Origin of the sequence: Sphingomonas endophytica, from assembly GCF_014199415.1 — a bacterium.
GTDB classification, from domain to species: domain Bacteria; phylum Pseudomonadota; class Alphaproteobacteria; order Sphingomonadales; family Sphingomonadaceae; genus Sphingomonas; species Sphingomonas endophytica.
Window position 1 is genome coordinate 45,025 of sequence record NZ_JACIJN010000005.1, and the last position, 25,085, is coordinate 70,109.

Consider the following 25,085-nt stretch of genomic DNA (forward strand, 5'->3'; position numbering starts at 1 on the left):
TGCCGTGATGGCCGATTGACACCGCGCAGAGGCGCGTGCGAGCAATAATACCAGAACATTACAAATTGCTCTTCGGGGAAGACCAATTCGTGCCGAGACCGCGACGCCCGACAAGGATCGTGTCGGACCGGGTGGTGGCGCATCCGAAAGGGAGGAAGTGAGATGGCCAGCTCGATCGACGATGCCGCGTGGGATGTGCTGTGACGAGGCGGCATGCCACCGCATTGCTCGCCGGACTGCTGCTTGCGACCCCGGCCGCGTCGCAGACCGCCGCCGATGCGCACGCCGCGCTCGCACGGCTCGGAGTCGCGTCACCGAACGTGACGGTGACGCTCATTTCCGCGACGGATGCGCGCTACAGGGTGCAAACGGCGCGCGATCGCGTCACCGTCACCGCTTCTTCGCCGGTTGCGGCGGTCCGCGGCGTCACCGCAGCGCTCGGCAAACAGGGCCGGTTTCACGCTTCATGGGAAGGCAACCGCGTCGGTACGCTCACCGGGCTAACCACGCAGGACAGCGGATGGGTGACCTCACCATTCGGTTTCCGCGCCTATCTGAATACCTGCACCTACGGTTACACGACCCCGTGGTGGAACTGGGCGCGTTGGGAGCGCGAAATCGACCTGATGGCGGTGCACGGTGTCGACATGCCGCTCGCGATGGAGGGTCAGGAATTCATCTGGCGCGCTTTGTGGCGCGAACAGGGGCTGCATGAGGCGCAGCTCGGGCAATTATTTGCAGGCGCACCGTTTTTGCCGTGGGAGCGGATGGGCAATATGGCGGGCTATCGCGCGCCATTGTCGTCCAACTGGATCGAGAAGAAGCGCGTCCTGCAAAAGCAGATTCTTGCGCGGGTGCGCGCGCTGGGCATGACCCCGATCCTGCCCGCCTTCGCGGGTTATGTGCCCGAGGCGTTCGCAAAGGCGCATCCCGAGGCCCGCATCTACCGGATGCGCGAATGGGAGGGTTTTCCGGGCACTTACTGGCTCGACCCATCCGACCCGCTCTTTGCGAAACTGGCCGCGCGCTTCCTGAAGCTCTACACCGCCGAATATGGCCCCGGCCGTTATTATCTCGCCGACGCGTTCAACGAGATGGTGCCCCCGATCGCCGACGACGGCAGCGACACCGCGCATGCCAGCTACGGCGACAGCACCGCCAACACCGCCGCCACGCGCGCCGCCGCGCTGCCGCCGACGGTTCGGGACGCGCGGCTCGCCGCTTACGGCAAGCGGCTCTACGCCTCGATCGCCGACGCGCAACCGGGTGCCACCTGGGTGATGCAAGGCTGGCTGTTTGGCGCCGACAAGGAATTCTGGACGCGTGACGCCATCGCCGCCTTTCTGCGCGATGTCCCCGACCAGCGGATGCTGATCCTCGACATCGGCAACGATCGCTATCCGGGCATCTGGAAGCAAACCAACGGCTTCGACGGCAAGGACTGGATCTACGGCTACGTCCACAATTACGGGGGCAGCAACCCGATCTATGGCGCGCCCGATTTCTACCGCCGCGACATCGCCGCGCTGCTCGCCGATCCGGCGCGCGGGCGGGTACGCGGGTTCGGAATGTTCCCGGAAGGATTGCACAACAACAGCCTCGCTTATGATTATGCGTTCGACGCCGCCTGGCCGGGCGGCGACATGGCGCTCGGTCCGTGGCTCGATCGCTACGCCCACGCGCGCTACGGGCAGAGCGACGAGGCGCTGGTCGCAGCCTGGCGGGACGTGGTCGCCGGTGTCTATGACGTGCGCTACTGGACATCGCGCTGGTGGAACCAGCGCGCGGGCGCCTATCTGTTCTTCAAGCGCCCGTCGGCGGATGCGCCCACCTATCCGGCCAGCCCCGGCGACCGCGTCAAGGCCCGCGCCGGGATCGAAGCGTTGCTCGGGCTGGCCGACCGCCATCGCGACAGCACCCTGTTCCGCTACGATCTGGTCGACCTTGTCCGGCACGAGGCAAGCCTGGCGCTCGACGATCACCTCAAGGCAGCGGTCGCGGCCTATCAGCGCGGCGACGTTGCCGCCGGCGACCGCGCGGCCGCGCGCATCACATCACTGGCGCGGGCGATCGATCAGCTGATCGGCGGGCAGCAGGAGACGCTCGCGAGCTGGATCGCCGACGCGCGCGCGTACGGCGACACCCCGACGGAGCGCCGCCGCTTTGAGGAGGATGCCAAGGCGCAGGTGACGGTCTGGGGCGGCGCCGGGCATCTCGGTGATTATGCGTCAAAGGCATGGGCGGGGCTCTATGCGGATTATTACCTGCCGCGCTGGACGATGTATCTCTCCGAAGCGCGCGCGGCGGCGCGTGCCGGGCGACCGGTCGATGATGCGGCGTTCCTCAAGCGACTGCACGCGTGGGAGATGCACTGGGTCGCCGACGGCCGCAGCTATCGCGCCGCCGCGCCCGCCGACGCAGTCGGTGCCGCGCGCGCGGTGATGGCGCAGGTCGCGCAGCCGTGACCGTCGTTGCGCGGGCCGAGCGCTTCGCCTCGCTCGACATGTTCCGGGGAGCGACGATCTTCCTGATGATCGTCGTCAACACCGCGGGTGCGGGGCAGCCGTTTACGCAACTCGTCCATGCGCCGTGGATCGGCTTCACCCTCGCCGATCTCGTGTACCCGTCGTTCCTGTTCGCGGTCGGCAATGCGATGAGCTTTGCGCTGACCCGGCCGATGGCGGAGCGCACGTTCCTGCGCCGGATTTTCAAGCGCGCGCTGCTGATCTTCCTGCTCGGATTTCTGATGTATTGGTATCCGTTCGTCGCGCGCGCCGCGGATGGCAGCTGGGCGATCAAGCCGCTCGCCGAGACGCGCGTCACCGGGGTGTTGCAACGGATCGCGCTTTGTTACCTTCTTGCCGGGCTGCTCGCGCGCTATCTGTCGCCGCGCTGGCTCTTGGCGGCCGCGATCGCGCTGCTCTCTGCGCATTGGGCGATCCTCGTCGGGATGAGCCCGCCCGGCGAGGCGTTCGGGCGGTATCGCAATTCCGGGACGCTGCTCGACTTGTGGCTGATCGGCCCCGACCATCTGTATCGCAAGGACCAAGGCTTCGATCCCGAAGGCCTGCTCGGCACGCTGCCAGCGACCGTCAACGTCATTGCCGGCTATCTCGCGGGCGTTGCGATCCAGCGCTGGGGAAAGCACGCGGCGACCGTCAAACGGATGGCGCTGATCGGCGCGGGCCTGGTCATCGCCGCGCTGCTGCTCGCACCCGTGCTGCCGGTCGCGAAGAAATTGTGGACCGGGTCGTTCGTGCTGCTGACGGTCGGGCTCGACATGATCCTGCTCGGCGCGGTGATCGGGGCCGTCGAGGTGAAGGGTGTACGTGTCGGGCGCGCTTTCCTGCAGATGCTCGGGCGCAATCCGCTCGCGATCTATCTGTTTTCGGAACTCCTCGTTGTAACGATGGAGTTGATCCGCATCCGGCCCGGCGTCGGCCTGTATCGCTGGATCGGCGAGACATGGTTTCAGGCACTCGCGCCCGGCTCAATCGGATCGTTGCTGTGTGCGCTCGCCTATACGTTGCTGTGCTGCTGGTTCGGCCGTGCGCTCGACCGCCGGGGCATCATCCTGAAGGTGTAAGGGGTCGAAACGGACGACGCCCGCCCCGGTCGAAACCGGGACGGGCGTCGCGTGAACGCTACGCAGTGCGTCAGAACTTGATCGCACCTTCAAGCCCGATCGTGCGCGGCGGGTTGAAGTTGGCGTAGTCGCCAAGCACGCCGCCGTAGTTGAGCGAACCATCGTTGTTCACGGACGGCGACGAATTCGCCGCCGAGCGACGATAGATGTGCGCCTCGTCGAACAGGTTGCGTACCCAGAGCGAGAGCGTCACCTTCGCTCCGCCGTCGTTGAGCGGCAGATCGGCCAGCGCCAGCCGGCCGTTGACGATGAAGCTGCTGTCGGTCTTCACCGGCTCGTTCTGGAAGCTGTACATCGCATCCGAGTAATTGCCGTCAAGGTGGAAGCGCGCCTTCGCCTCGCCGATCGCGACCGGCAGTTCATAGTCGAGCGAGGCCGACGCGGCGTTGCGGGGCGTGAAGACCACGAACACCTTGGTCAACGCATTGTTCTTGAACGGGTTCGGCGTCGCCGGCACGTCGGTATAGGTATAGGCATAGGAACCGGTAAGCGTCAGGCCCTCGACCGGATTGACGGTCAGATCGGCCTCGAGACCCCGGATCTTCGATTTGCCCGGCGCATTGCGCGTTTCCTCGGTGTGATTGCCATAGGTAGGGCTGTTGGGGTTGGTATCGACATTGTCGAAGTCGATCTGCGTGCCGGTGCGATCCATGATGTAGCCGGCGAGGTTCAGCCGGACATGCCGGTCGAACAGATCCATCTTCGATCCGACCTCATAGGATTTCACCACTTCCGAACCGAAGGGGGCGAAGGTCTGTGACCGGGAGTTGGCGCCCCCGGCACGATAGCCGGTGGCGTATTTGGCAAAGAGGTGGATGGTGTCGGTGGCGTCGAACGCCGCCGTGACCATCGGGTCGAAACGGCCCTTGTCGAAGGTGAACGGGAAGTTCGTTGCCTTGCCCTGCACGAGGAACAGCGTGCCGTTACGCTTATCCTTGGTGTAGCGGCCGCCGACCGTCAGGTGAAACGCGTCGACGGCCTCCGGGGTGAAGGTCGCCTGCGCAAAGGCGGCATAGCTGTGCGCGGTGGCACGGCTGCCGCGTTGCAGAAAGCGCGAGCCGACCGCCCAGCCCTGGTTACCGCTGCTGACCGTGCCCGTGACGATCGGGCTGAGCACGGTATAGCCGGTGCCATTCGCATTCCACTGGTTGCTGGTCGGCGTCGCGGCCGTTTCCTCCGCCTTCTCGGCGAAGTAATAGAGGCCGGCGGTATAATCGAGTTGCGGAACGCTGCCGACCGCCTGGAATTCCTGGCTGAACTGGTGCTGGTTCATCCAGGACAGGCTGTAGCGGCTGAACTTCCCGTTCGGCTGGAACACGGTGCGATGCGGACCACCCGAATTGTCCCACTGATCGGTGCTGACCCCACGCCATGCGGTGATCGAGCGCAGCTCGAGCGACGGAGCGACTTCCCACTTCACCGTCGAGAACAGGCCGTGGGTCTGGTCGACGCTGAGTTGCTGCGGCACGCCGATCTCCGCCGCGGTCATGCGGCGGCCGCCCGCGACCTTCACCAGCGGCGACAGCGGCGCGATGCAGGGATTGGTCGTGACGGTGGTGTTGTCCTTCGACGCCTTTACGTTGCAGGCTGCGCCATTGAAGGTCAGCACATTAGCACTGTTATAGGCGCCGACATTGTAACGGTTGGGGTTGTAGTTGACCAACTGGCTATAAAACGGCGTATTTTCGTCCTTCGCCTGATCGTAGGCGAGGGTCACCGACAGCCCCGGCGCGGGCTTCCAGAGCGCCGTCGCCCGACCACCGACCCGGTTGTAATAGTTCCAGCCATAGCTGCCGGGCAGCGGGTTACGGACGGTCGCGTCCTGATGCTGGCTCACCCCGTCGAATTTGAGCGAGATATTGGCGAACTCGGGCAGGTTGACGTGGAACTGCCCGTTGTAGGCGCCGTAATTGCCGTAGCCCGCGGTCAGCGTGCCGCCGAATTTACCGGTCGGCGCCGCAGTGACGATCGACAGCGCGCCGCCTTCGGTGTTGCGGCCGAACAGCGTGCCCTGCGGGCCGCGCAGCACCTCGATCCGCGCCACGTCGAACAGCGCCGCGTTCAACCCCTGAGAGCGGCCGAGATACACGCCATCGACATAGACGCCGACGCCGCCATCGCGCGCGGTCTGGTTCTGGTCGAACGGCACGATGCCGCGGATGCCGATCGTCAGCGCCGACTGGCGCGCCTCGAAGGTCGCGACGCGCAGCGACGGGATCGCGCCATCGCCGAGATCGAGCAGGCTCTGGACGTGGCGGTCCTTGATGATGACCGGGTCGATCACCGAGATGGCGATCGGCGTCTTCTGCAAATTGGTTTCACGCCGCGTCGCGGTGACGACCACCTCGGTCAGCCCCTGCGCCTCCGGGGCATCTGGCGCGCTGGTCGCAGGATCGGCGGTGGTGGTGGCAGCAGGCGTTTCGGCCTGTGCGGCGAACGGCAGCGCCAGTGCGGCGATCCCGGTGAGCAGACGCAGACGCGCCCGCGAAGTATACGACATGTTGACGATCCCCTTTCGGCCGGCTGGCCTGACGAGGCGCGTCTAGTTTGATTCGACTGCAAGCTTGTGACGCAACGATGACAGTTTCCTCTGAAGAAACTTCACGTTCGTTTCATCTTAACGTCTTTGCGTGACGTCGCCGATGACACGGCGATGCAACCCGCGACCTTATGATGGACCGCGATTTATTTCCCCTGTCCTATTGAAGCTACGGCTATTTCGGCGCAGCGACCCGCCCACCCACGGCCGCGAACAGCGCGACCGTATCGGTCAAACGTGCCGCGCGCGCCTGCACCAGCTGCGCGCGCGCCTGCGCGTCGGCGGCGCTGGCGTTGAGCAACGCCAGCGTGTCGATATCGCCCAGCGCCAGCCGTCGCCGCGCAAAGGTCAGCGCCTGGTTCGACGCATCCGCGGCGCGGGTTGCGGCGTCGAGCGCGACGCCATCGGTGGACAGCCCGGTGAGCGCGTCGGACACATCGCCGAACGCGGTCAGCACGGCACTGCGATATCCCGCTTTGGCGGCGTCCAGCGCGGCTTCGGCGGCGCGTTGCTGATGGCGCAATTGCCCGGCGTGGAACAGCGGCTGGGTGATGCCGCCGAGCAGCGTCCAGAAGGGGTTGCCGTCTTTGAACATGTCTCCGAAGCGCTGCGCCGAACCGCCGGCATTGGCGCTGAGCGTGATCGAGGGGAGCCGCGCGGCGATCGCCGTCTGGACATCCGCGCCCGCGCCCTCAAGCTGCGCACGCGCCGCCTGCACGTCGGGACGCTGCGCGACGAGGTCGGACGGGAGCACCGCGGGCAATTGCGTGGGCAGCGACAATTGCGCGAGTGTCGGCAGGTCGGGCAAGGCCTCGCCGGCCGCACGGCCCAGCAATGCCGCGATCACAACGCGTTGATGCGCCTCCTGCCGGACCAGCGCGGGGAGCGCGCCCTCGGCGGCGGCAAGCGCGGTTTGTTGCGTGACCACATCTGCAGCCCCGACCGCGCCGAGGCGCTGGCGGAGTTGCAGGCGATCGAGGATGTCGCGGTTGACGGTCACCGCGGTGCGCGCCGCCTCCAGCTGGTCGGCGAGCGCCGCGCGCTGGATTACCGCCTGCACCAAGTTACTGACAACGCTGGTTCTTGCCGCGTCCAATCGGCTGCGCTGGACGGCGGCCTGGGCGCGGGCGGAGCGGATGCGGCTGCGGGTGCCGCCGAAGGCGTCGAGCGTGTAGCTGACGCTCACCTGCGCGGTGTGGAGCGTATAGAGCTGCTGGTTCTGATTCGCGATCACCGGCGAGATCGAGTCAGAAACCCGTGCCCTTTCCACCTGATAGCTGGCGTCGGCCTGCGGCAGCAACGCCCCGCCCGCCGCGCGCGCCTGCTCCGCGGCCTGCCGCAAGGAGGCGTCGGCGGTGGCGATGTCGTTGTTGTGGCGGAGCGCTTCGGTGACCAGACTGTCGAGTTGCGGACTGGCAAATGCCGTCCACCATGCCGCCGGGGACGCGGTTGCGGGCGAAAATACCTGCCCCGGTGCGCTTTCCGGGGTGATCGGCGCGGGTACGGTCGCCGCCGGGAGCGCGATATGCGGGTCCAGATCACGGGGACCGACCGTGCACGCCGCCATCGCGGTGCAGCCGAGCAGCAGAGCGAGCGTGCGGGTCATGCGATCACCTCCGATCCGTCGCCATGGTGGCCGACGTCGCGGCCATGCGCGCCGCGGTCGGCGGGGGCGACGCGTTTCGAGAAGCGGTCGATCAGCACCGGCAGGATCAGCAGGATCAGCACCGGCGCGAGCGTCATCCCGCCGACCACGACCAGCGCCAGCGGCTTTTGCACCTGGCTGCCGATCCCGTGCGACATCGCCGCCGGGAGCAGACCGATCGCCGCGACCAGGCAGGTCATCACCACCGGGCGCAACGAGTGGCGGACCGTCGTCGCGATCGCCCCCGCGCGGTCGACGCCTTCATCAATCGCATTGTTGAAGGTGGTGACGACGAGGATGCCGTCCATCACCGCGATCCCGAACAGCGCGACGAAGCCGATCGCCGCCGAGATGCTGAACGCGGTGCCGGTCAGCGCCAGCGCCAGCACCCCACCGACCACCGCGAGCGGGATCGCGGCGAAGGCGAGCAGGCTGTCGCGGATCGAGCCGAAATTGGCGTAGAGCAGCAGTAGCATCAGCAGCAGGCTGATCGGCACGACGATCTCCAGCCGCGCGATCGCGTTGTTGAGATTGTCGAGCTCGCCCGCCCATTCGAGATGATAGCCGGCGGGCAGATGCACCTCCCGCTGGATCCGCGCGCGCGCCTCATCGACCGCGCCGCCAAGATCGCGGCCGCGCACCGAGAATTTGATCGGGATGTAGCGTTCCTGATGCTCGCGATAGATGAACGACGCGCCGGAGGTCAGCCGGACGTTCGCCACCTCCGACAGCGGGACCTGGATCGTCTGCGCGCTGCCGTCGAGCGCGGGCGCGCCGATCGTGATCCGGCGCAGCGCCTCCAGCGAATCGCGTTGTTCGGGCTTGAGCCGGACGACGATCGGGAAGTGGCGGTCGGTGCCGGCCTCGTACAGATCGGCCGAGCTGCTGCCGCCGATCGCCGCCGCGACGACGCCGTTCACGTCGTCGGGAGTCAGCCCGTAGCGCGCCGCCCGCGCGCGGTCGACGTCGATGCGGACGGTCGGCTGCCCGAGCGACTGGAAGACGCCGAGATCCTCGATCCCGCGCACCTTGCCCATCTGGTCCTTGATCTGGTTGGCGTATTTTTCGAGCGTCGGCAGATCGGGGCCGAACAGCTTGATCGAGTTCGCGCCCTTCACCCCCGAGGCGGCTTCCTCGACGTTATCCTCGATGATCTGCGAGAAGGAGAAATCGACGCCGGGATATTTGGCGCTGAGCTTCTTCGACAGTTCGTCGATCAATTTCTCCTTGGTCATGCCCGACGGCCATTCGTCGGCGGGCTTGAGCGGCACGAAGAATTCGGCGTTGAAGAAGCCGGTCGCATCGGTGCCGTCGTCGGGGCGACCATGCGCGGACAGCACCGCGGTCGCCTCGGGATATTGCGCGATGATCCGGCGGATGCCGTTGACGGTCGGCTCGCCCGCCTCAAGGCTGATCGACGCCGGCAGCGTGGCGCGGATGTACATATTCCCTTCCTCCAGATGCGGGAGGAACTCGATGCCCAGCGAGCGGACGCCGACCATCGCGACGAGCAGCAACAGCACGCCACCGCCGAGCGCGAGGACGCGATTGCCGAGCGCAAAGGCGGCGGCGGGTTCGTAGACGCGACGCAGCTTGCCGACGATGAACGTCTCGACCTCCGACAATTTGTCGGGGAGCAGCAGGGTCGCCAGCACCGGCGCGACCGTGAAGGTCGCGAGCAGCCCGCCGGTGATCGCATAGGCATAGGTCTTGGCCATCGGGCCGAAGATGTGCCCCTCGACCCCGGTCAGCGTGAACAGCGGCAGGAAGCTGGCGATGATGATCGCGGCGGCGAAGAAGATGCCGCGGCTGACCTCGCTAGACGCGCCGAGCACCGCCGAGAAGCGGCTGGCGAGCGAATAATGGCCCTTGCCGCCCTCTACGTGCGCCGATCGTTCGACCATGTGGCGGAAGATATTCTCGACCATGATGACGCAGGCGTCGACCACCAGCCCGAAATCGAGCGCGCCGACCGACAACAGGTTCGCACTCTCGCCCTGCAACACGAGGATCAGGATCGCGAAGGCGAGCGCGAACGGGATCGTCGCCGCGACGATGATCGCGCTGCGCAGATTGCCGAGGAACAGCCATTGCAGCGCGAAGATCAGCAGGATGCCGACCACCATGTTTTCGAGCACGGTGTGGATCGTCAGCTTGATGAGATCCGAGCGGTCGTAGATCCGCTCAAGCCGGACGCCGGGGGGAAGGACACCCGAATCGTTGATCTCGGCGACTTCCTTCTGGACGCGTTCGATCGTCGGCATCGACTGCGCGCCGCGCTGCATCAGCACGATGCCCTGCACGATGTCGTCCTGATCGTTGTAGCCGGCGATGCCGAGCCGCGGCGTGTTGCCGATCGTGACCTTCGCCACGTCCTTCACCAGCACCGGCTGCCCGCCGGCGGTGCCGACCAGCACGTTCTCGATCCCCGATGGCGACTGGATCAGCCCGACGCCGCGGACGATCGCGGCCTGTGCGCCGAAGTTGATCGTCTGCCCGCCGACGTTGCCGTCGCTCTTCGCGATCGCCTGCAACACCTGGTTGACGGTGACGCCGTGCGCGGAGAGGCGGTCATTGTCGATCACCACGTCATAGGCGCGCAGCTTGCCGCCCCAGCCGGTGACGTCGATCACGCCGGGGATGCGCTTGAAGCGGCGTTGCAGCACCCAATCCTGCAACGTCTTGAGGTCCATGACCGAATAGCCCTTGGGCGCGGCGATCCGATAGCGATAGATCTCGCCGACCGGGCTGGTCGGCGACAGCGTCGGCTGCGCCCCGCCGGTCAGCGGCGGGAGCTGCGACAGGCGATTGATGACCTGCTGCCGCGCCTGTTCGTTGGTGTAATCGTAGCTGAACTGGATCTTGATGTCGGACAGGCCGAACAGGCTGATCGCGCGGATCGCGGTCAGATGCGGGATGCCCGCCATCTGCACCTCGATCGGGATCGTGACGTTGCGCTCCATCTCCTCGGCGGACAGGCCCTGCGTCTGGGTGATGACCTCCACCATCGGCGGAACCGGGTCGGGATAGGCCTCGATATTAAGATTCAGGAAGCCGATGACGCCCGCCACCAGCATGGTGACGAAGACGCCGACGATCAGCAGCCGCTGCCGCAGCGCAAAGCCTACGATGCGGTTCACGCGCCGAGCCCTGCTTCGTTGACGAACAGCGCGCCGGCGGTGACGATCCGCTCGCCGGGGGCGAGCCCCTTGACGATCGCGACCTGCCCGTCCTGGCTGTCGCCGGTGACGACGTCGCGCGAGGCGAGCACGCCGTGCGGCTGGACGACCCAGACGCGCGCCTGCTCGCCCTCGTGGATCACCGCCGCGGCGGGGACGCGCATCTCGGCGCTGGCGCTGGCGCGGCGGATCGCGAAGCTGGCGAACATCTGCGGCTTGAGCGCGCCGCCGGGATTGGCGATCGCGGCGCGCACCGGCAGGCGGTGGGTGACCGGATCGAGCGCCGCGCCGACCAGATCGATCCGCGCGCTGAACGTGCGGCCGGGCAGCGCGGGGGTGGTGACGGTGGCGGCATCGCCGACGTGGATCGATTCCGCATCGCCCTCGGCGACCTGCGCGACGAGCCAGACGCGCGACGGATCGGTGATCGTCATCACCGGCTTGTCGCCGCCCTGCCCGACATATTGTCCGGCGGCCACGTCGCGCGATGCGATCAGCCCGCTGATCGGCGCGTGGAGCGTGGTAACGTCATGGATGCCCGCCACCTCGCTGACATTCTCCAGCCGGCGGATTTCGGCGGGCGACTTGCCGAGCACGGCGAGCTTGTCGCGCGCCGCACCCAGCGAGGCGGCGGCAGTGCGCGCGCTCGCCTGCGCGGCGGCGAGATCGACCTGCGCCTGTTGATAATCCTTCAGCGCGCCGCCGGCGGTTTCGTAGATCTGCTTCTGCCGGTCGGCCGCACGCTGCGCCGCGACGAGCTGCGCCTGCGCATTCTGATAGGCGGCGCGGGCGGCGAACAGCCCGCTGCGCGCCTCGACGAAGTCGCCGGTGCGCACCAGCATCAGCGGCTGCCCCTGCACGACGCGCTCGCCCGCCTCGACCAGCACCTTCACGACCTGGCCCGCATAGGGCATCAGCACCGGCGTGCTGCGGTCGCCGTCGACGGTGATCGCGCCGCTGGCCAGCAATTGCTCGGCCGAACCGCCCTCGCCGACGCGCATCGTCTGTAGCCCGGCGAGCTGGGTGGGCGTCGGGCGGAAGGTGCCGGGCGGCGGCGGCGCGGGCGGCGCCTCCTCCTTGTGGGTCCATTTTCCGATCAGCGTGACGAGCAGCACGATTCCGACCAACGCGGCGGCGATGATCGCCAGCCAGCGCCACTGCGCCGGGCGCGACAGACGGTTCGCGGAGGGAAGCGGAACGGATTCGTCGGCTGCGTGCATGATCGACTCTGCGTACGGTGAACCGTAAGGCCCGTAGCGATGCCGACTTACATGTTTCTTACTGTTGCTGCGCTGCGGGGGCTTCTTGCGCATATTATTGATCGAGGATGATCGGGCGTTGGCAGACGCGCTGGCCGCGGCGCTGCTGCAACGCGGGCTGACGCTCGACCATGCCGCGTCGCTGGACGAGGCGGAGGCGTATATGGCGGCGGTCGATCATGCCGCGCTGCTGCTCGACCTCGGGCTGCCCGACGGCGACGGGCTGGCGTGGCTGCGGCGGCGGCGCGCGGCGGGCGAGACGCGGCCGGTGCTGGTGCTGACCGCGCGCGGCAGCGTCGAGGCACGGGTGCGCGGGCTGCACGACGGCGCGGACGATTATATCGTCAAGCCGTTCGACGCCGACGAACTGCATGCGCGGCTGCTCGCGGTGCTGCGGCGGCAGGGCGGCTATCTGGGCGTGTCGCTGACGTGCGCGCGGCTGACCTTCGATGTCGAGACGCGGATGGTGCGGGTCGGGGATGAGGTGCTGACGCTGTCGACGCGCGAGACCGAGTTGCTGGAGCTGCTGCTGCGGCGCGCGGGGAACGTCGTGCCCAAGCGCGTGGTCGAGGACCAATTGTTCGGCGCGGGGAGCGATCAGGGCTCGAGGAACGCGGTCGAGGTCTATGTCCACCGCTTGCGCAAGCGGCTCGACGAGGCGGGGACCGGCGCGCGGATCGAGACGGTGCGCGGGGTCGGCTATCTGCTGCGCAGCGCGGCATGAGGCGGTGGTGGCCGCGGTCGCTGTTCGGGCAGCTTGCGCTGCTCCACATCGCGATCGCCTTGGCCGCCGCGGGGACCTTGCCGGTGGCGGTGGGGGCGCTGCTCCACCGCGTCGCGCGGCATTACCAGCATGAGGTGCTCCACCAGCAGGCGCAGCGCGTCGCCGACCGGCTGAGCGCCGATCGCGGCGATGCGCGGCGGGCGCTGGCGAGCGTCGACCTGCTCGCGGGCGGGCTGGCGCTGGCGATCGTGGATGGCGGGCGGCATGTTCTCGCCGCGCGCGGGGCGACGGTGCCGGGGGCGGTGCCGCTGGTGAGTCGGCCGGAACTGGTGCGGCTTGGGCGGGTCGCGGTGCTCAGCCGGCCGATGGACGCCGGGCGGTGGATCGTGGTGTCGCAGGACAGCACCGCGCCCGAAGTGGTGACCGACGATATCGTGACCACTTTCCTCAAGCGGTTCGTGCTGTTGCTGCTGCCGTTCGTGATGCTGGGGCCGCTGGCCGCGGCGTGGCTGACGCGCGGTATCCGCGCGCGGATGCGGCGCGCGGCACAGACCGCCGCCGCGATCGGGCCGCGCGCGCTCGACCGCCGTCTGCCGCAGGGGACGCTGCCCGTCGAGATCGAGCCGCTGGCGGCGGCGACCAATGAAGCGCTCGACCGGCTGGAGCAGGCGTTCGCGGCGCAGGCGGCGTTCGCGGCGGATGTCGCGCACGAGCTGCGCACGCCGCTGGCGACGATCAGGCTGCGCGCCGATGCGGTGACGGACGCGGCGGCGCGCGCGGCGTTGTTGCAGCAGGTCGACCGCGCGGCGCGGGTGATCGCGCAATTGCTGAGCCTCGCCGATCTGGAGCGGCCGGTGCAGGACGACGGCGCGGCGGTCGATCTCGGCGCGCTCGCCGAAGAGGTGGTGGCGGAGCGTGCGCCGGCGGTGCTCGCCTCGGGACGGACGATCGCGTTGCAGGTCGACGGGGCGGTGACGATCCCCGGTCAGCGGGCGGCGATCACGCTGGCGCTGGAGAACCTCATCGACAATGCGGTGCGGCACACGCCGGCGGGAGCGCGGATTACGGTCGTCGCGGGGCCGGGCGCGCGGCTGTGCGTGGGCGATGACGGCGCGGCGATCGCGCCCGAGCGGCTGGTGAAGATGCGCGAGCGGTTCTGGAAGGGCGAGGCGCGCAGCGGTGGCTCGGGGCTGGGGCTGTCGATCGTCGCGCGGATCGCCGCGGCGCATGGGGGCGCGTTGACGCTCGCGCCGGGCGAGGACGGGCGCGGGTTGCGGGCGTGTCTCGAGCTGGCGGAGCAGAAGTAAGAAGCGGGGCCCCGGATCAGGTCCGGGGCGTCGGCCTTTAGTTCGACGGCTGCGTGACGGGGACGATCGGGAGCAGCACCGCGCTCGGGCTCGCGCCGCCGCGTTCGATCGTCACCGTCGCCTTCTTGTAGTCACCGGGCTGCGCGAAGAAGATGTTCTTCACATAGGTCTGCGGGTTGCGGTCGTAGAGCGGGAACAGGCTCGACTGGACCTGCACCATCACGCGGTGCCCCGGCTGGAAGACGTGGTTCACGGTCGGCAGCCGGAAGCGATAGCGCTGGACCTTGCCCGCCGGGATCGCGCTGGGCTTGGCGAAACTGTCGCGGTAGCGGCCGCGGAAGATGTCGAGGCTGATCGGCAGCTGATAGCCGCCCATCTTCGGATCGGCGACGTTCGGCGGCAGCACGTCGATGATCTTGACCACGAAATCGCCGTCCGTGCCGGTCGTCTTCGCATAAAGGTCGGCGATCGGCGCGCCCGAGACGCGCAGCGGCTGCGTCAGCACCGGCGTCATATAGGTCATCACATCGGTGCGGCCGTCGGCGGGGCGCTGGTCGCTGACCAGCCAGTCGCCCCAGCGGCCGTCGTTGAAATTGACCGGACGCGGCAGATGCGGGACCGGCTTGGCGGGCTCGGACACATAAGCGTCGCCGCCGGCCGCGCCCTTCGCGAGCGCCAGCCCGCCGTCTGCTTGCAGATACATCGGGGTCAGCGGCGCGGCGCAGCCCTGTTCGCACGCCAGCGGCCAGGTGGCGAACCGGTCCCAGTGATTCTCGCCCGTGTTGTAGATCGCGGCGGTCGGCAGGTTCGCGGGCGCGCCGTCCTTGAGATATTGATCGAACAGCGGGCGCACCATCTGCTCGCGGAATTGCGCGGCGGTGTCGCCGTTCCACTGGAACGGGCCGAGGCTGCGCCCCTCGCGGTTGACCTGGCTGTGCCGCCACGGCCCCATCACGAGGAAGTTGTTGCCCAATTTACCCTTGGCCTTCAGCGCCTCCCAGGCGGTGATCGCGCCGTACATATCCTCCTGATCCCACAGCCCCTGTTCCCAGAGCGTCGGGACGTTCGACGGGTTGGCGGCGAGCAATATGTCGAGCGCCTGCCCCTGCCAGAAGGCGTCATAGGCGGGGTGCTGCGACATGCGCGTCCAATAGGGCAATTGATCGTAGCCGGACTTCTTCGCCCAGTCGCCCGCCGACTTGTCGCGGAAATTGTCGTAATCGTCATAGCCGCCGGTCGGTGGCAGCGGGCCGCCGCTCTTGTAGCCGGTCTGCCCGCCCAGCCAGGCGATATTGGCGAGCCGGAACGCGCCGTAATGGAACCAGTCGTCACCCATCCAGCCGTCGATCATCGGGCTTTCGGGCGCGGCGACCTTCAGCGCCGGGTGCGGAGCGAGCAACGCCATGACGACGGTGAAGCCCTCGTAAGACGAACCGATCATCCCGACGCGGCCGTTCGACTGCGGCAAATTGGCCTTGTTCACCAGCCAGTCGATCGTGTCATAGGCGTCGGTGACGTGATCCACTTTGGTCGGGTTGAGCGGGCCGATCACCGGGCGCGTCACGACGTAATCGCCCTCCGACCCGTATTTGCCGCGGACGTCCTGATAGACGCGGATATAACCGCCCTTGACGAAGATCTCGTCGGCGAGCGGCAAGGCATTCAGCATCGACGCGCTGTCGCTGCGATTAGCGCGCGCCGAGGCGTTGTACGGCGTGCGCGTCAGCACGATCGGCGCGTTCGTGGCATCCTTCGGAATGACGATGACGGTGTGGAGCTTCACCCCGTCGCGCATCGGGATCATCACCTCCTGCTTGATATAGTCGCGCGCGACCGTGGGCAGGCGGAAGTTCGCGGGGATGTCGCCGCCTGCGGGCGGCTGTGTCTTTGTCCCGGTCTGGGGCGCCTGCGCCGCGACGGTGGCCAAAGCGATGAGCGGCAGCGACAGCACGGAACGGCGCATGGAAAACTCCGGCAGGATTGTTGTCGCGATCTGTGCGGCAGGACGCCCGCCGCCGCAAGCGCATCGAAAGGGGGTGGCGTTGCGCCGGATCGCCGGGCATGATGATGAAAACCAGTTCTCAAATCGAAGAACGACCCGGAGAGGAGCAGCCATGAAGGTGACACGCAGGCAGACGCTGGGCGCGGGCGCAACCGCAGCGGCAGTAGCGGCGCTCCCCGCGGGCGCGGCGACGCCGGGCACCTGCGCCTATGGCACGCGGCCCGGCGGCGCGCGCGCGGTGCGCGTCCCCGCCCCGCGCGCCTTCACCGGCGACTGGCGCTCGCTGACCAACGGCTACAGCGTCCCGGACTGGTTCCGCGACGCCAAGTTCGGGATCTGGGCGCACTGGACCGCGCAATGCGTCCCCGCCGCGGGCGACTGGTATGCGCGCAACATGTACCTGCAGGGGTCGTCGCAATATGCGCATCACCTGCAGCATTACGGCCACCCCGCCGACACCGGCTTCTTGGAAATCCAGAACCGCTGGAAGGCCGAGAAATGGGACCCGGTGCGGCTGATCGACCTCTACCAGAAGGCCGGTGCGCGCTATTTCATGGCGCTGGCCAATCACCACGACAATCTCGATTGCTATGCCTCGACGCATCACGCGTGGAACAGCACGCGCGTCGGGCCGAAGCGCGACATTGTCGGGACATGGGAGAAACTGGCGCGCGAGCGCGGGCTGCGCTTCGGCGTGTCGAACCATTCCGCACACGCCTGGCACTGGAATCAGGCCGCGTACGGCTATGACGCCGAGGGACCGCGGCGCGGGCAGCGTTATGACGCGTTCCGGCTGACCGCCGCCGACGGCAAGGGCAAATGGTGGGAGGGGCTCGACCCGCAACAGCTCTATACCGGGCGCGACGACATCATGCCCGACGGGATCGAGACGCTGCTGGAGGCCAATGCGTGGCACGAGGCGCACGACCGGCTGTGGAACGAGGGCACGCCCGCCAATCAGGCGTTCGTGCGCAACTGGTATCTGCGCTGTCAGGAGCTGATCGACCGCTATCGCCCCGATCTGGTTTACTTCGACAATTTCGACCTGCCGCTCGAACAGGCCGGGCTCGATATCACCGCCTATTTCTACAACCGCAGCATGGCGTGGAACCGTGGGCAGGTGCAGGCAGTGGTGACGGGCAAGAACATCCCGCCGCAGCGCCGGATGGGCGTCGTCGACGACGTCGAGCGCGGCGGCAAGACCTATATCGAGCGCTTCCCGTGGCAGACCGACACCTGCATCGGCGAATGGCATTACGATCAGGCGGTCTATGACGAGGACCGCTACAAGTCCGCCGCGACCGTCATCCATACCTTGTGCGACGTGGTGTCGAAGAACGGCAACCTGATGGTCAACGTGCCGCTGCGCGGCGACGGGACGATCGACGACAAGGAAGAGCGGATCGTCGAGGGGATCGCGGCGTGGATGCAGCGCTATGGCGAGGCGATCTACGCGACCCGCCCGTGGCGCGTGCATGGCGAGGGGCCGCGCAACGCCGCGGGCGGGCTGTTCTCGGAAGGGGGGCCGAAGTCGCTCTATGGCGCCAAGGACATCCGCTACGTGACCAAGGGCGAGCGGCTGCACGCGCTGGTGCTCGGCTGGCCGGAGGATGGGGTCGCGCGGCTGACGCTGCTGGCGACGGACAATCGCGTCGGGCGCGGGACGGTGCAGCGCGTGACGGTGCCGGGCAGCGATGCGCCGCTGCGCTTCGTGCGCACCGGCGACGCGCTGGAGGTGACGCTGCCGCCGGCGCTGCGCAACGACATCGGCATTGCGCTGATCCTCAGCGGGTCGGGGCTGACCGAAGGATCGGTGGCTTAGGGTCCGACCACGTCACCTTGCCCCGTCATTGCGAGCGTAGCGAAGCAATCCAGAGCCGGACCATGACCCCCTGCGCCGGGCCCCACCCCTCTCGAGCGATCGAAGAAGAAGCGGGATCCCGGATCACGTCCGGGATGACGGGTAGAGCAAGGTGGCGGTTTGAACATCGACCTTAACGCAGGATAACGGACGCATTCAGTTTCCGCTCAATCGCGCGAGTTTATCCCCGTCAGTGTCGCAGCCGCTCGGGCCTGCGTCGGTGATGCGTGAGGGGAGCTGGATCATGTGGAAGAAGATCTCGGTCGGTTTCGGATCGGTGGCGCTGGCGATGGCCGCGCTGACCCCGGTCGCGGCGCAGGCGCAGCGGTGGGTCGAGCGCGACTTTTACGAGCGCGAGTATCGCGGCTATGACGACGACGGCTATCGCAACCATGACCGCGCCTATCGCGACGCCTATCAAGACGGCTGGAACCGTGGCCCGCGCTATGCCGAATATGACCGCGGCGGCTATGACCGCGACGATCGCGGTTATTACCGCAACGACCGCGACGATCGCCGCTATTCGTACCCCGCCCGGTGCCAGAACGGTACGACCGGCACGCTGCTGGGCGCGATCGCGGGCGGGCTGCTCGGCCGCACGATCGACCGGCGTGGCGACCGCACGCTCGGCACGGTGATCGGCGCGGGTGCGGGCGCGCTGGCGGGCAATGCGGTCGAGCGCTCGGACAACCCGCGCTACTGCCAGCGCTGAGCCGCGCGCCGTCGCGTCGCGGCGATGGGCCCCCTCCCGACCGGGAGGGGGCCCTTTCCGTTGCATGGCACCTTAACGCTTGCCGCACGCCCGGATTGATGCGAGGCGGCATTCGGAATGTTGCGGGGTCGGCACCATGTTCTGGCGTTTCATCCAGCCGGTCGCCGCCACGCACCGGCAGCCGTGAGGACGAACGCGTGACGAACTGGCGAGCGGACCTGTTCGCGAACTGCAATCGTGTCGGCATCAAGGGTGCGATCATCGGCTGGTTCACCTGCCCCGGATTCGCGGTGGCGGTGCTCTATCGGGTGATGCGCTGGGGTCGCGTGCGCGGCGGGGCGATCGGCGCGCTCGTTGCGGTGCTGGCCGACCGGCGCGCGGTCAAGCGCTACGCCTGCCATCTCAGCGGCCGCGCGATCATCGGCCCCGGATTGCGGCTGCCGCACCCGGTCGGGATCGTGATCGGCGCCGGGACGGTGCTCGGCCGGGACGTGACCGTCTATCAGCACGTCACGCTCGGCCGCCGCACTGCCGAGGCGCCCGCCAATCCGAGGGTCGGCGACCGCGCGGTGCTTTACGCCGGCGCCGTGGTGGTCGGCGAGGCCGATATCGGCGACGACGCGATCGTTGGCGCGAACGCCGTCGTGCGCCATATCGTGCCGGCCGGCGGGATGGCGACGCTGGGGCCGGTGCGGATTTCGCCCGCGCCCTAGCGCGTCCCGCTTATCGTTGCGGCGACCGACGCCGCAGCTCGCCCCTTCCGGCGGATCGTGAGAAGAGGAATAACGTGGCGCGCCCAGCCGTTCTGAACACTGCCAGCCTCGGCATCTCCAGCGGGCTGAACTTCGTCTCGCTGCTGCTCTGGGTCCGGCTGCTGCCGGCCGAGGAATTCGGCCGCTATACGCTCATCACCACGACCGCGCTGCTCATCAACGCGATCCTGTTCGAATGGGCGCGGATCGTCGGGGCGCGGACGCTCTATTCGCCGACCGCCGCGACGCGGATCGACCCCGACCGCGCCAATGCGCTGTTCACGATCCTGCTGACCATTATCGTCGCGCTGGCGATCGTCACCGCCACGCTGTTCTTCTCGGGGCGCACGATCTTCGGGCTCAGCGCGCAATGGCTGTGGCTGCTGTTCCTGTTCGTGGTCAGCGAGGTGACGCTGACGATGCTCAACATCGTCAGTCGCGCGCGCAACACGCCATGGCATACGTTCGGCGTCCTCGTCACCCGGTCGGCGCTGTCGCTGGCGATCGCGCTGGTGCTGGTGCTCGGCTATCATCTCGGGCTGGCCGGCGTGCTGCTGGGCGTCATCATCGGTCAGGGCACCGCCGCGATCGGCGGGATCGCCACCGATGCGGTCTGGCGGCGGCTGCGCCTCAGCGGTTCGCGGCGCGAGGATCGCGAGATCATGGGCGGGATGCTCAAGCTCGGCGCGCCGCTGATGCTCAGCTCCGGCCTGTCCTACGGCGTCGGGGTGCTCGATCGCTATCAGGTCGAGCATATCCTCGGCATCTCCAGCGTCGCTTATTATGCCGCGCCGGCCGACCTGCTCCAGAAGACGCTGGGCTTCGCGATGCTGGCGGTCAACATCACCATGTATCCCGCGATGGTCCGCGCCTATGAGGACGAAGGGCCGGACAAGGCGCGCGTGCTGCTGGAGGGCAATGCCGTCATGTACGTGGCGATGTGCCTGCCGGTGCTGGTCGCCGCGACGATGCTGGCCGGCCCGGTCAGCCACCTGCTGCTCGGCGCGCGCCTCGCTCCGCAGAGCGCGCCGCTGCTCCCGCTCGTCACCGCCGCGGCGCTGTTGCGGCTGCTGACCATCTACCATCTGCAGGTCGCGTTCCAGCTGACCCGGCACATGCGGCTGCTGATGATCGCGCCGGCGCTGGCGATCGCGACCTTCGTCCTGCTCGGGCCGCTGTCGCTGCATCGTTACGGGCTGATGGGGATCGCGGGCGTCTCGTTGCTGGCGCAGGCGAGCGGCTATCTGGTCAGCGCGCTGCTCGCGCGGCGCACCTTCGGCATCCGGCTGCTGGGGCGCGACAATGCCAAGGTGCTGGTGGCGGGCGCGGCGATGGCGGCGGCGCTGCTGCCGTTCGCGCATGTCACCGGCCTGCCGATGACGCTGGTCGCGCTCGCCGCCGGCGGGCTGGTCTATGCCGCCGCGATCCTGCTGCTGCGGCTCGACCAGGTGCGGACCATCAAGGCGAAGTTCGTCCGCCGCTGAACGTGGCGCTCAGACCGCGATCGACAGATCGCGATCGGGCGCGGCGGCGGCGCGGCGCTCGCCCTCTTCCCACCACTCGCCCAGCATCCGGTCTGCCGAGCGCGGCATGAAGCGCCCGAACCCGGCCTCGGGCGCGAAGGTGATCTCGCCGAAGCGCGGCCCGGCTTCCAGATCGTAGAAGTCGATCCGCGCGAACGCGAAGCCCGCCGACAGCGTCTCCGCCAGTTCGATCATCCGCGCCAGATGCCGCGGCGCGGGCACCGCGCCGTCGATCGGCGGATAGGAGAAAGCGAACGGCAGCAGCTTCCAGTCGGCATCGAAGAACGAGCGCTGGTGATCGGTGAAGCGCCCGGCGTCGACCTGCACCGCGCGGACCTTCCCGCTGAAGCAGAAGAACTTGTAGTCGTTCAGATTCTCACCGATCATCGGCTCGATCAGCAGCAGACGCTCGATGTCGTTGTACCACCATTCGTGCAGATACGGGTGCCAGTCGTCCTGGAGCCAGGTCACGCTGGTCTCGCGCAGCCGCTCCCACGCCGCATCGTCGCGTTCGCGAATAAAGGCGTTCCAGCCCGACGAATGGTTCGCCTTGACGACGAACGGCGTGTCGCACGGCGCCTGCGCAGGCAGCACCTTGCCCGACCACAAGGTCGGGATCAGCACGTCGCGCCCGACGCGCTCCGCGACCCAGTCCTTCACGCGCACCTTGTCGGCGAGCAGCGGGAGCAGCGGATCGTGCGGCGCGAGCTTGAGCGCATGAAGCCGCTCGTTGAAAGTGCTCGGCCGATCGAGGTTCGGCCATTCGCCGAGCGCCTTGAGCGATTGCACCTGCAAGGATTGCTTAGCGGGCAGCGCGGTATAGAGCGCGCGCATCGCGGTCTGCAGCAGGTTCGCCAACGTCTCTCTCCCCCGAGCCTCGCGCCGTCGGCTCCCCGCCGGGCACGGGCCCGCGGACGGCAGCCCCATAGACTTTTGCGGGTTGCGGCGGAACGTCGGTTTTTTACAATTTGCAACCGTGATCGGAGGTACCGCTCACACCTTGGGTAGCACCGGCACGCACGACCGTCCGCGCACCGTTTGCGGGAGCGGCAGCAGCCTGGCGGCCGGTGAGGCGAAGCTGACGGTCAGCGTCACCAGCAGCGCGCCGCTCGATCCGCCGCAGGTCGCCGACGGGTCGATGACGACATTGACGGGATTGACCGTGACGCCGTTCGCCTTGGCGCGCTGCACCGCGAAGGCGACCTGTTTCGCGGCGCTGTCGCAGCTGGTGCTGGCGATCGTGCGGCAGCGCGCGGTGCTGTAGGCGGCCTGGTCGAGCGCCTGGTTCATCCAGACTAGGCGCGCGCCCTCGATCAGCCCGAAGAGCGCCATCAGCAGCAGCGGCAGGATCAGCGCGAATTCGATTACGGTCGCGCCGCGTTCGTCGCGGATCATTGCAGCCGCACCGTCGTGCCCTGCGACACCACGCCGTTACCGAGCAGCCCGCGCGGCAGCAGCGCGGGGCGGAACGGATAGGAGGCGGTCATCTTCAAATAATAGCCCGACTGGCTGTTCGCCGACGCCCCGCTGCCGCACGGCGCCCCGCAACTCCCGGCCGGCACCAGCGTCGCCGACGCGGTCAGGCACGAACAGGTGCGCGCGGTGTTGACGCAATTGTTCTGCCCGCCGTTGCACCCAATCGTGACGGTCAGCGCGCCCGGCGTGGTGACGTTCGCGGCGGCGCGGAGATAGCCGGGCAACGCGGTGAAGTTGACCGCGTCGCGCGACTTGAACGCGGCGATCGACGCGCTGCTCATCGCCTGCGCCAACCGCGCGCGCTCGATCGAGAAGGTGCCGATGTCGAGCGCGGCGAGCATCGTGACGAAGAACAGCACCATCCACAGCGCGAATTCGGTCGCGGCCACCCCGCGCCGGTCGCGCGACAAGCGACGAAGGCGGAAGCGTCGGCTCATGAGATCAGGTCCACCGTGCCGCTGCCCGCGCCGCCCGCGGCGATCCCGGAGCAGGTCGACCCCGCGGTGGCACCGCCGGTGATCGTCACGCGATAGGCGACCAGCATGAAGCAGCGTACCCCCGATTGCGTGCTGTTCCCGCCGCTGCTGGTCAGCGCCGAATTGGGGAGGTGCACCGCGCCACTGAATACGTTGGTGGCGCCGGCGCTCCAGTTGGTGTCGGTCGAGGTCAGGCTGTCGATCAGCATGTCGGCGATCGCGCCGTCGGTGGTCGTCGTCGCGGGCGCGAGCAGCAGCGTCTTCGCGCCGCCCGCCAGATTGATCGTCCCCGACAGGATGAAGGTGACGTCGACCCCCGCCATGTCATAGCCGGAAACGCTGGTGCCCCCGAGGTAATCGCCCCACGTCTGGTTGTTGATCGGCGAGGTATAGGCCCAGGTCGTGCCCCCGGTGCCGTTCACGAGATTGCCCTTCACCGTATAGCGACCCGCGCCGAACAGCACCGATCCCGCCAGCGACAGGTCGCCGTTGACGAGGTGGTTGGCGGTCTTGCCGAACACCAATCGGCTGCCGCCCGCGGTGACCACCGCGCCGTTGGCGCTGAAGCGGCCGTCGCCCATGAAGAAGCGCCCGCTGCCGCTCAGGTCGATCGCGCGCGCGCCGGGGTTGGAGAGCGTGACGTCGCCGGTGCCGGCGATGATCGTCGAATCGCCGCCGACTGAGATCGCGCCGGTGACGTCGAGCGCGCCATTGCCCATCGTCAGCCAGCTGCCGCCGCCGACCGAGATCCCGCCGAAGGCATGTGCCCCCGCCCCCATCGCCAGCGTCGCGCCGCCGCTGATCGACAGCGGCGCGACGATCGTGACGCTGGCGTTGCCGATGCGGTTGGTGCCCGCGAAGCTGACCGTGCCCTGCCCGATCGACACCTCGCCATCACCGAACGTGACGCCGCCCGACCCGCTCGAAAAGCCGCCGTTGATCCGGTAGATGCCGTCGCCGAACACCACCGTCGACCCGCCGCCGATCGAGATGCCGCGGGCGACCGTCACCGTCGACCCGGAACTGAAGGTCACCGACATGCTGTCGCCGATCGTGAGCGTGTCGACCGTATATTTGCCGGCGGGCACGGTGAAATTGCTGCTGTTGCCCTTGCGAAAGGCTGCGACCGCCGGCGACGGCGTGCCGCTGAACGACCACACCGCGCCCCCGGCCGGCGTGGTCGGGTTGGCGAGCGTCGCCGGGGTGCGCCACGTGCCCAGCAACGAGCGCGCGCTGCCGAGATCGAGATTGTCGGCGAGCGGATCGGCGACCGTCGAGCTTTGCTTCACGCGCTTGTCCGCGCCGGGCACGTTGTTGTTCCAGCTCGGATTGACGAAACTCCCGGCGTAGCGGAGCAGGTCGGCGGCGAGCGTGCCGTAATTGTTGATGATGTCGCCCGTGCCCGAGATGATCGTCTTCGCGGTGATGCCGTTGCCGTTGTTCGCGACCGTCCCGACCCCGCCGACCGCGCAGCCCGGCGCGTTGATCGTGCCGCCGCCCTGCGTCTCGATCGCATTCCCCGAGCTCGCCAGCCCGACGATACAACCGGCGGTCGACTGGGTGGCGAGGCTGGCGGTGGCGGTGGCGCTGACCGGAAAGCTCGCGCCGACCCCGAGCACGCGGCCGAGCGTCACCGTCAGCGGCACGGTGATCGTGACCTTCACCGCCTTCGCGCCGGGCGTGGGAACGTCGGTCACGAGCTGCGCGAAAACGGTGCCGTTGGTGATGCCGTGGACGGTGGCGAGGTCCTGCGCGGTCGGCTGAAGGATCGCCTCGTTCTTCGCGGCGCCATAGGCGACGCCGGCCGCCAGCGCCGCCATGTCCGCGACACGCTGGTTGGCGACCATGATCTCATAGCCGCGATCGAGGTCGACCGCGAAGCTGGCCATGCCGATCACGCTGACCGCCGACAGCGCCGCCAGCACGCTGACCGCGCCGCCGCGATCGGCGAGGAGGGTCTTCAGCCACATGGCGCGTGTCTGCT

Annotated in this window: 17 protein-coding genes; 8 read left to right on the top strand and 9 right to left on the bottom strand. The window is 68.1% G+C overall.

What is annotated here, in order from left to right; all coding sequences use genetic code 11:
• Positions 1-200 precede the first annotated feature (200 nt).
• Positions 201-2,465: an alpha-N-acetylglucosaminidase gene (locus tag FHS97_RS08615; RefSeq protein ID WP_343053407.1), complete on the top strand. Its 2,265-nt coding sequence runs from the start codon at positions 201-203 to the stop codon at positions 2,463-2,465.
• Positions 2,462-3,586, top strand: coding sequence for an acyltransferase family protein (locus tag FHS97_RS08620; RefSeq protein WP_343053408.1), 1,125 nt, complete (start codon positions 2,462-2,464; stop codon positions 3,584-3,586). Before FHS97_RS08615 ends, FHS97_RS08620 begins: the two co-directional genes overlap by 4 nt.
• Before the next feature lie 70 nt (positions 3,587-3,656).
• Here FHS97_RS08620 and FHS97_RS08625 read toward each other — a convergent pair whose 3' ends face one another.
• The 4 genes from FHS97_RS08625 to FHS97_RS08640 all read right to left on the bottom strand — a co-directional run bounded on the left by FHS97_RS08625 (position 3,657) and on the right by FHS97_RS08640 (position 12,229).
• Positions 3,657-6,146, bottom strand: coding sequence for a TonB-dependent receptor (locus FHS97_RS08625; RefSeq protein ID WP_184035880.1), 2,490 nt, complete (start codon positions 6,144-6,146; stop codon positions 3,657-3,659).
• Positions 6,147-6,360: 214 nt separating this feature from the next.
• Positions 6,361-7,791, bottom strand: coding sequence for an efflux transporter outer membrane subunit (locus tag FHS97_RS08630; protein ID WP_184035883.1), 1,431 nt, complete (start codon positions 7,789-7,791; stop codon positions 6,361-6,363).
• Positions 7,788-10,970 carry an efflux RND transporter permease subunit gene (locus FHS97_RS08635; protein WP_184035885.1) on the bottom strand — a complete coding sequence of 1,061 codons (3,183 nt, stop codon included), beginning with the start codon at positions 10,968-10,970 and terminating at the stop codon, positions 7,788-7,790. The genes FHS97_RS08630 and FHS97_RS08635 overlap by 4 nt, the downstream gene beginning before the upstream one ends.
• Positions 10,967-12,229: an efflux RND transporter periplasmic adaptor subunit gene (locus tag FHS97_RS08640; RefSeq protein ID WP_184035887.1), complete on the bottom strand. Its 1,263-nt coding sequence runs from the start codon at positions 12,227-12,229 to the stop codon at positions 10,967-10,969. The genes FHS97_RS08635 and FHS97_RS08640 overlap by 4 nt, the downstream gene beginning before the upstream one ends.
• Before the next feature lie 85 nt (positions 12,230-12,314).
• On the opposite strand from FHS97_RS08640, the gene FHS97_RS08645 reads away from it, so the two are divergent.
• Entirely contained in the window at positions 12,315-12,992 is a 678-nt protein-coding gene (locus tag FHS97_RS08645; RefSeq protein ID WP_184035889.1) for a response regulator, read from the top strand.
• Positions 12,989-14,299 carry a sensor histidine kinase gene (locus tag FHS97_RS08650; protein WP_184035891.1) on the top strand — a complete coding sequence of 437 codons (1,311 nt, stop codon included), beginning with the start codon at positions 12,989-12,991 and terminating at the stop codon, positions 14,297-14,299. The genes FHS97_RS08645 and FHS97_RS08650 overlap by 4 nt, the downstream gene beginning before the upstream one ends.
• A 37-nt stretch (positions 14,300-14,336) precedes the next feature.
• On the opposite strand, the gene FHS97_RS08655 is transcribed toward FHS97_RS08650, so the two are convergent.
• Positions 14,337-16,262 (bottom strand): CocE/NonD family hydrolase, encoded by a 1,926-nt coding sequence (locus tag FHS97_RS08655; RefSeq protein WP_184035893.1) that lies wholly within the window; start codon positions 16,260-16,262, stop codon positions 14,337-14,339.
• Positions 16,263-16,413: 151 nt separating this feature from the next.
• Here FHS97_RS08655 and FHS97_RS08660 point away from each other — a divergent pair, with 151 nt between their 5' ends.
• From FHS97_RS08660 to FHS97_RS08675, 4 genes are all read left to right on the top strand, one after another.
• A complete protein-coding gene (locus FHS97_RS08660) occupies positions 16,414-18,123 on the top strand; it encodes an alpha-L-fucosidase (RefSeq protein ID WP_184035895.1) in 1,710 nt (569 codons plus the stop codon).
• 283 nt (positions 18,124-18,406) lie between these two features.
• Positions 18,407-18,874, top strand: coding sequence for a glycine zipper 2TM domain-containing protein (locus FHS97_RS08665; RefSeq protein WP_184035897.1), 468 nt, complete (start codon positions 18,407-18,409; stop codon positions 18,872-18,874).
• Positions 18,875-19,071: 197 nt separating this feature from the next.
• Positions 19,072-19,587 carry an LbetaH domain-containing protein gene (locus FHS97_RS08670; protein ID WP_184035899.1) on the top strand — a complete coding sequence of 172 codons (516 nt, stop codon included), beginning with the start codon at positions 19,072-19,074 and terminating at the stop codon, positions 19,585-19,587.
• 74 nt (positions 19,588-19,661) lie between these two features.
• Positions 19,662-21,110, top strand: a complete 1,449-nt coding sequence (locus FHS97_RS08675; RefSeq protein WP_184035901.1) for an oligosaccharide flippase family protein — start codon at positions 19,662-19,664, stop codon at positions 21,108-21,110.
• A gap of 9 nt (positions 21,111-21,119) precedes the next feature.
• Here the strand turns inward: FHS97_RS08675 and FHS97_RS08680 are convergent, their stop codons facing one another.
• From FHS97_RS08680 to FHS97_RS08695, 4 genes are all read right to left on the bottom strand, one after another.
• Positions 21,120-22,007, bottom strand: a complete 888-nt coding sequence (locus FHS97_RS08680; protein WP_184035903.1) for an ATP-grasp fold amidoligase family protein — start codon at positions 22,005-22,007, stop codon at positions 21,120-21,122.
• A 135-nt stretch (positions 22,008-22,142) separates the two neighbouring features.
• On the bottom strand, positions 22,143-22,544 hold the full coding sequence (locus tag FHS97_RS08685; protein ID WP_184035906.1) for a TadE/TadG family type IV pilus assembly protein: 402 nt from the start codon (positions 22,542-22,544) through the stop codon (positions 22,143-22,145).
• A complete protein-coding gene (locus FHS97_RS08690; protein WP_184035908.1) occupies positions 22,541-23,062 on the bottom strand; it encodes a TadE/TadG family type IV pilus assembly protein in 522 nt (173 codons plus the stop codon). Before FHS97_RS08690 ends, FHS97_RS08685 begins: the two co-directional genes overlap by 4 nt.
• Positions 23,059-25,071: a hypothetical protein gene (locus FHS97_RS08695; protein WP_184035910.1), complete on the bottom strand. Its 2,013-nt coding sequence runs from the start codon at positions 25,069-25,071 to the stop codon at positions 23,059-23,061. Before FHS97_RS08695 ends, FHS97_RS08690 begins: the two co-directional genes overlap by 4 nt.
• Between the last annotated feature and the right edge of the window lie 14 nt (positions 25,072-25,085).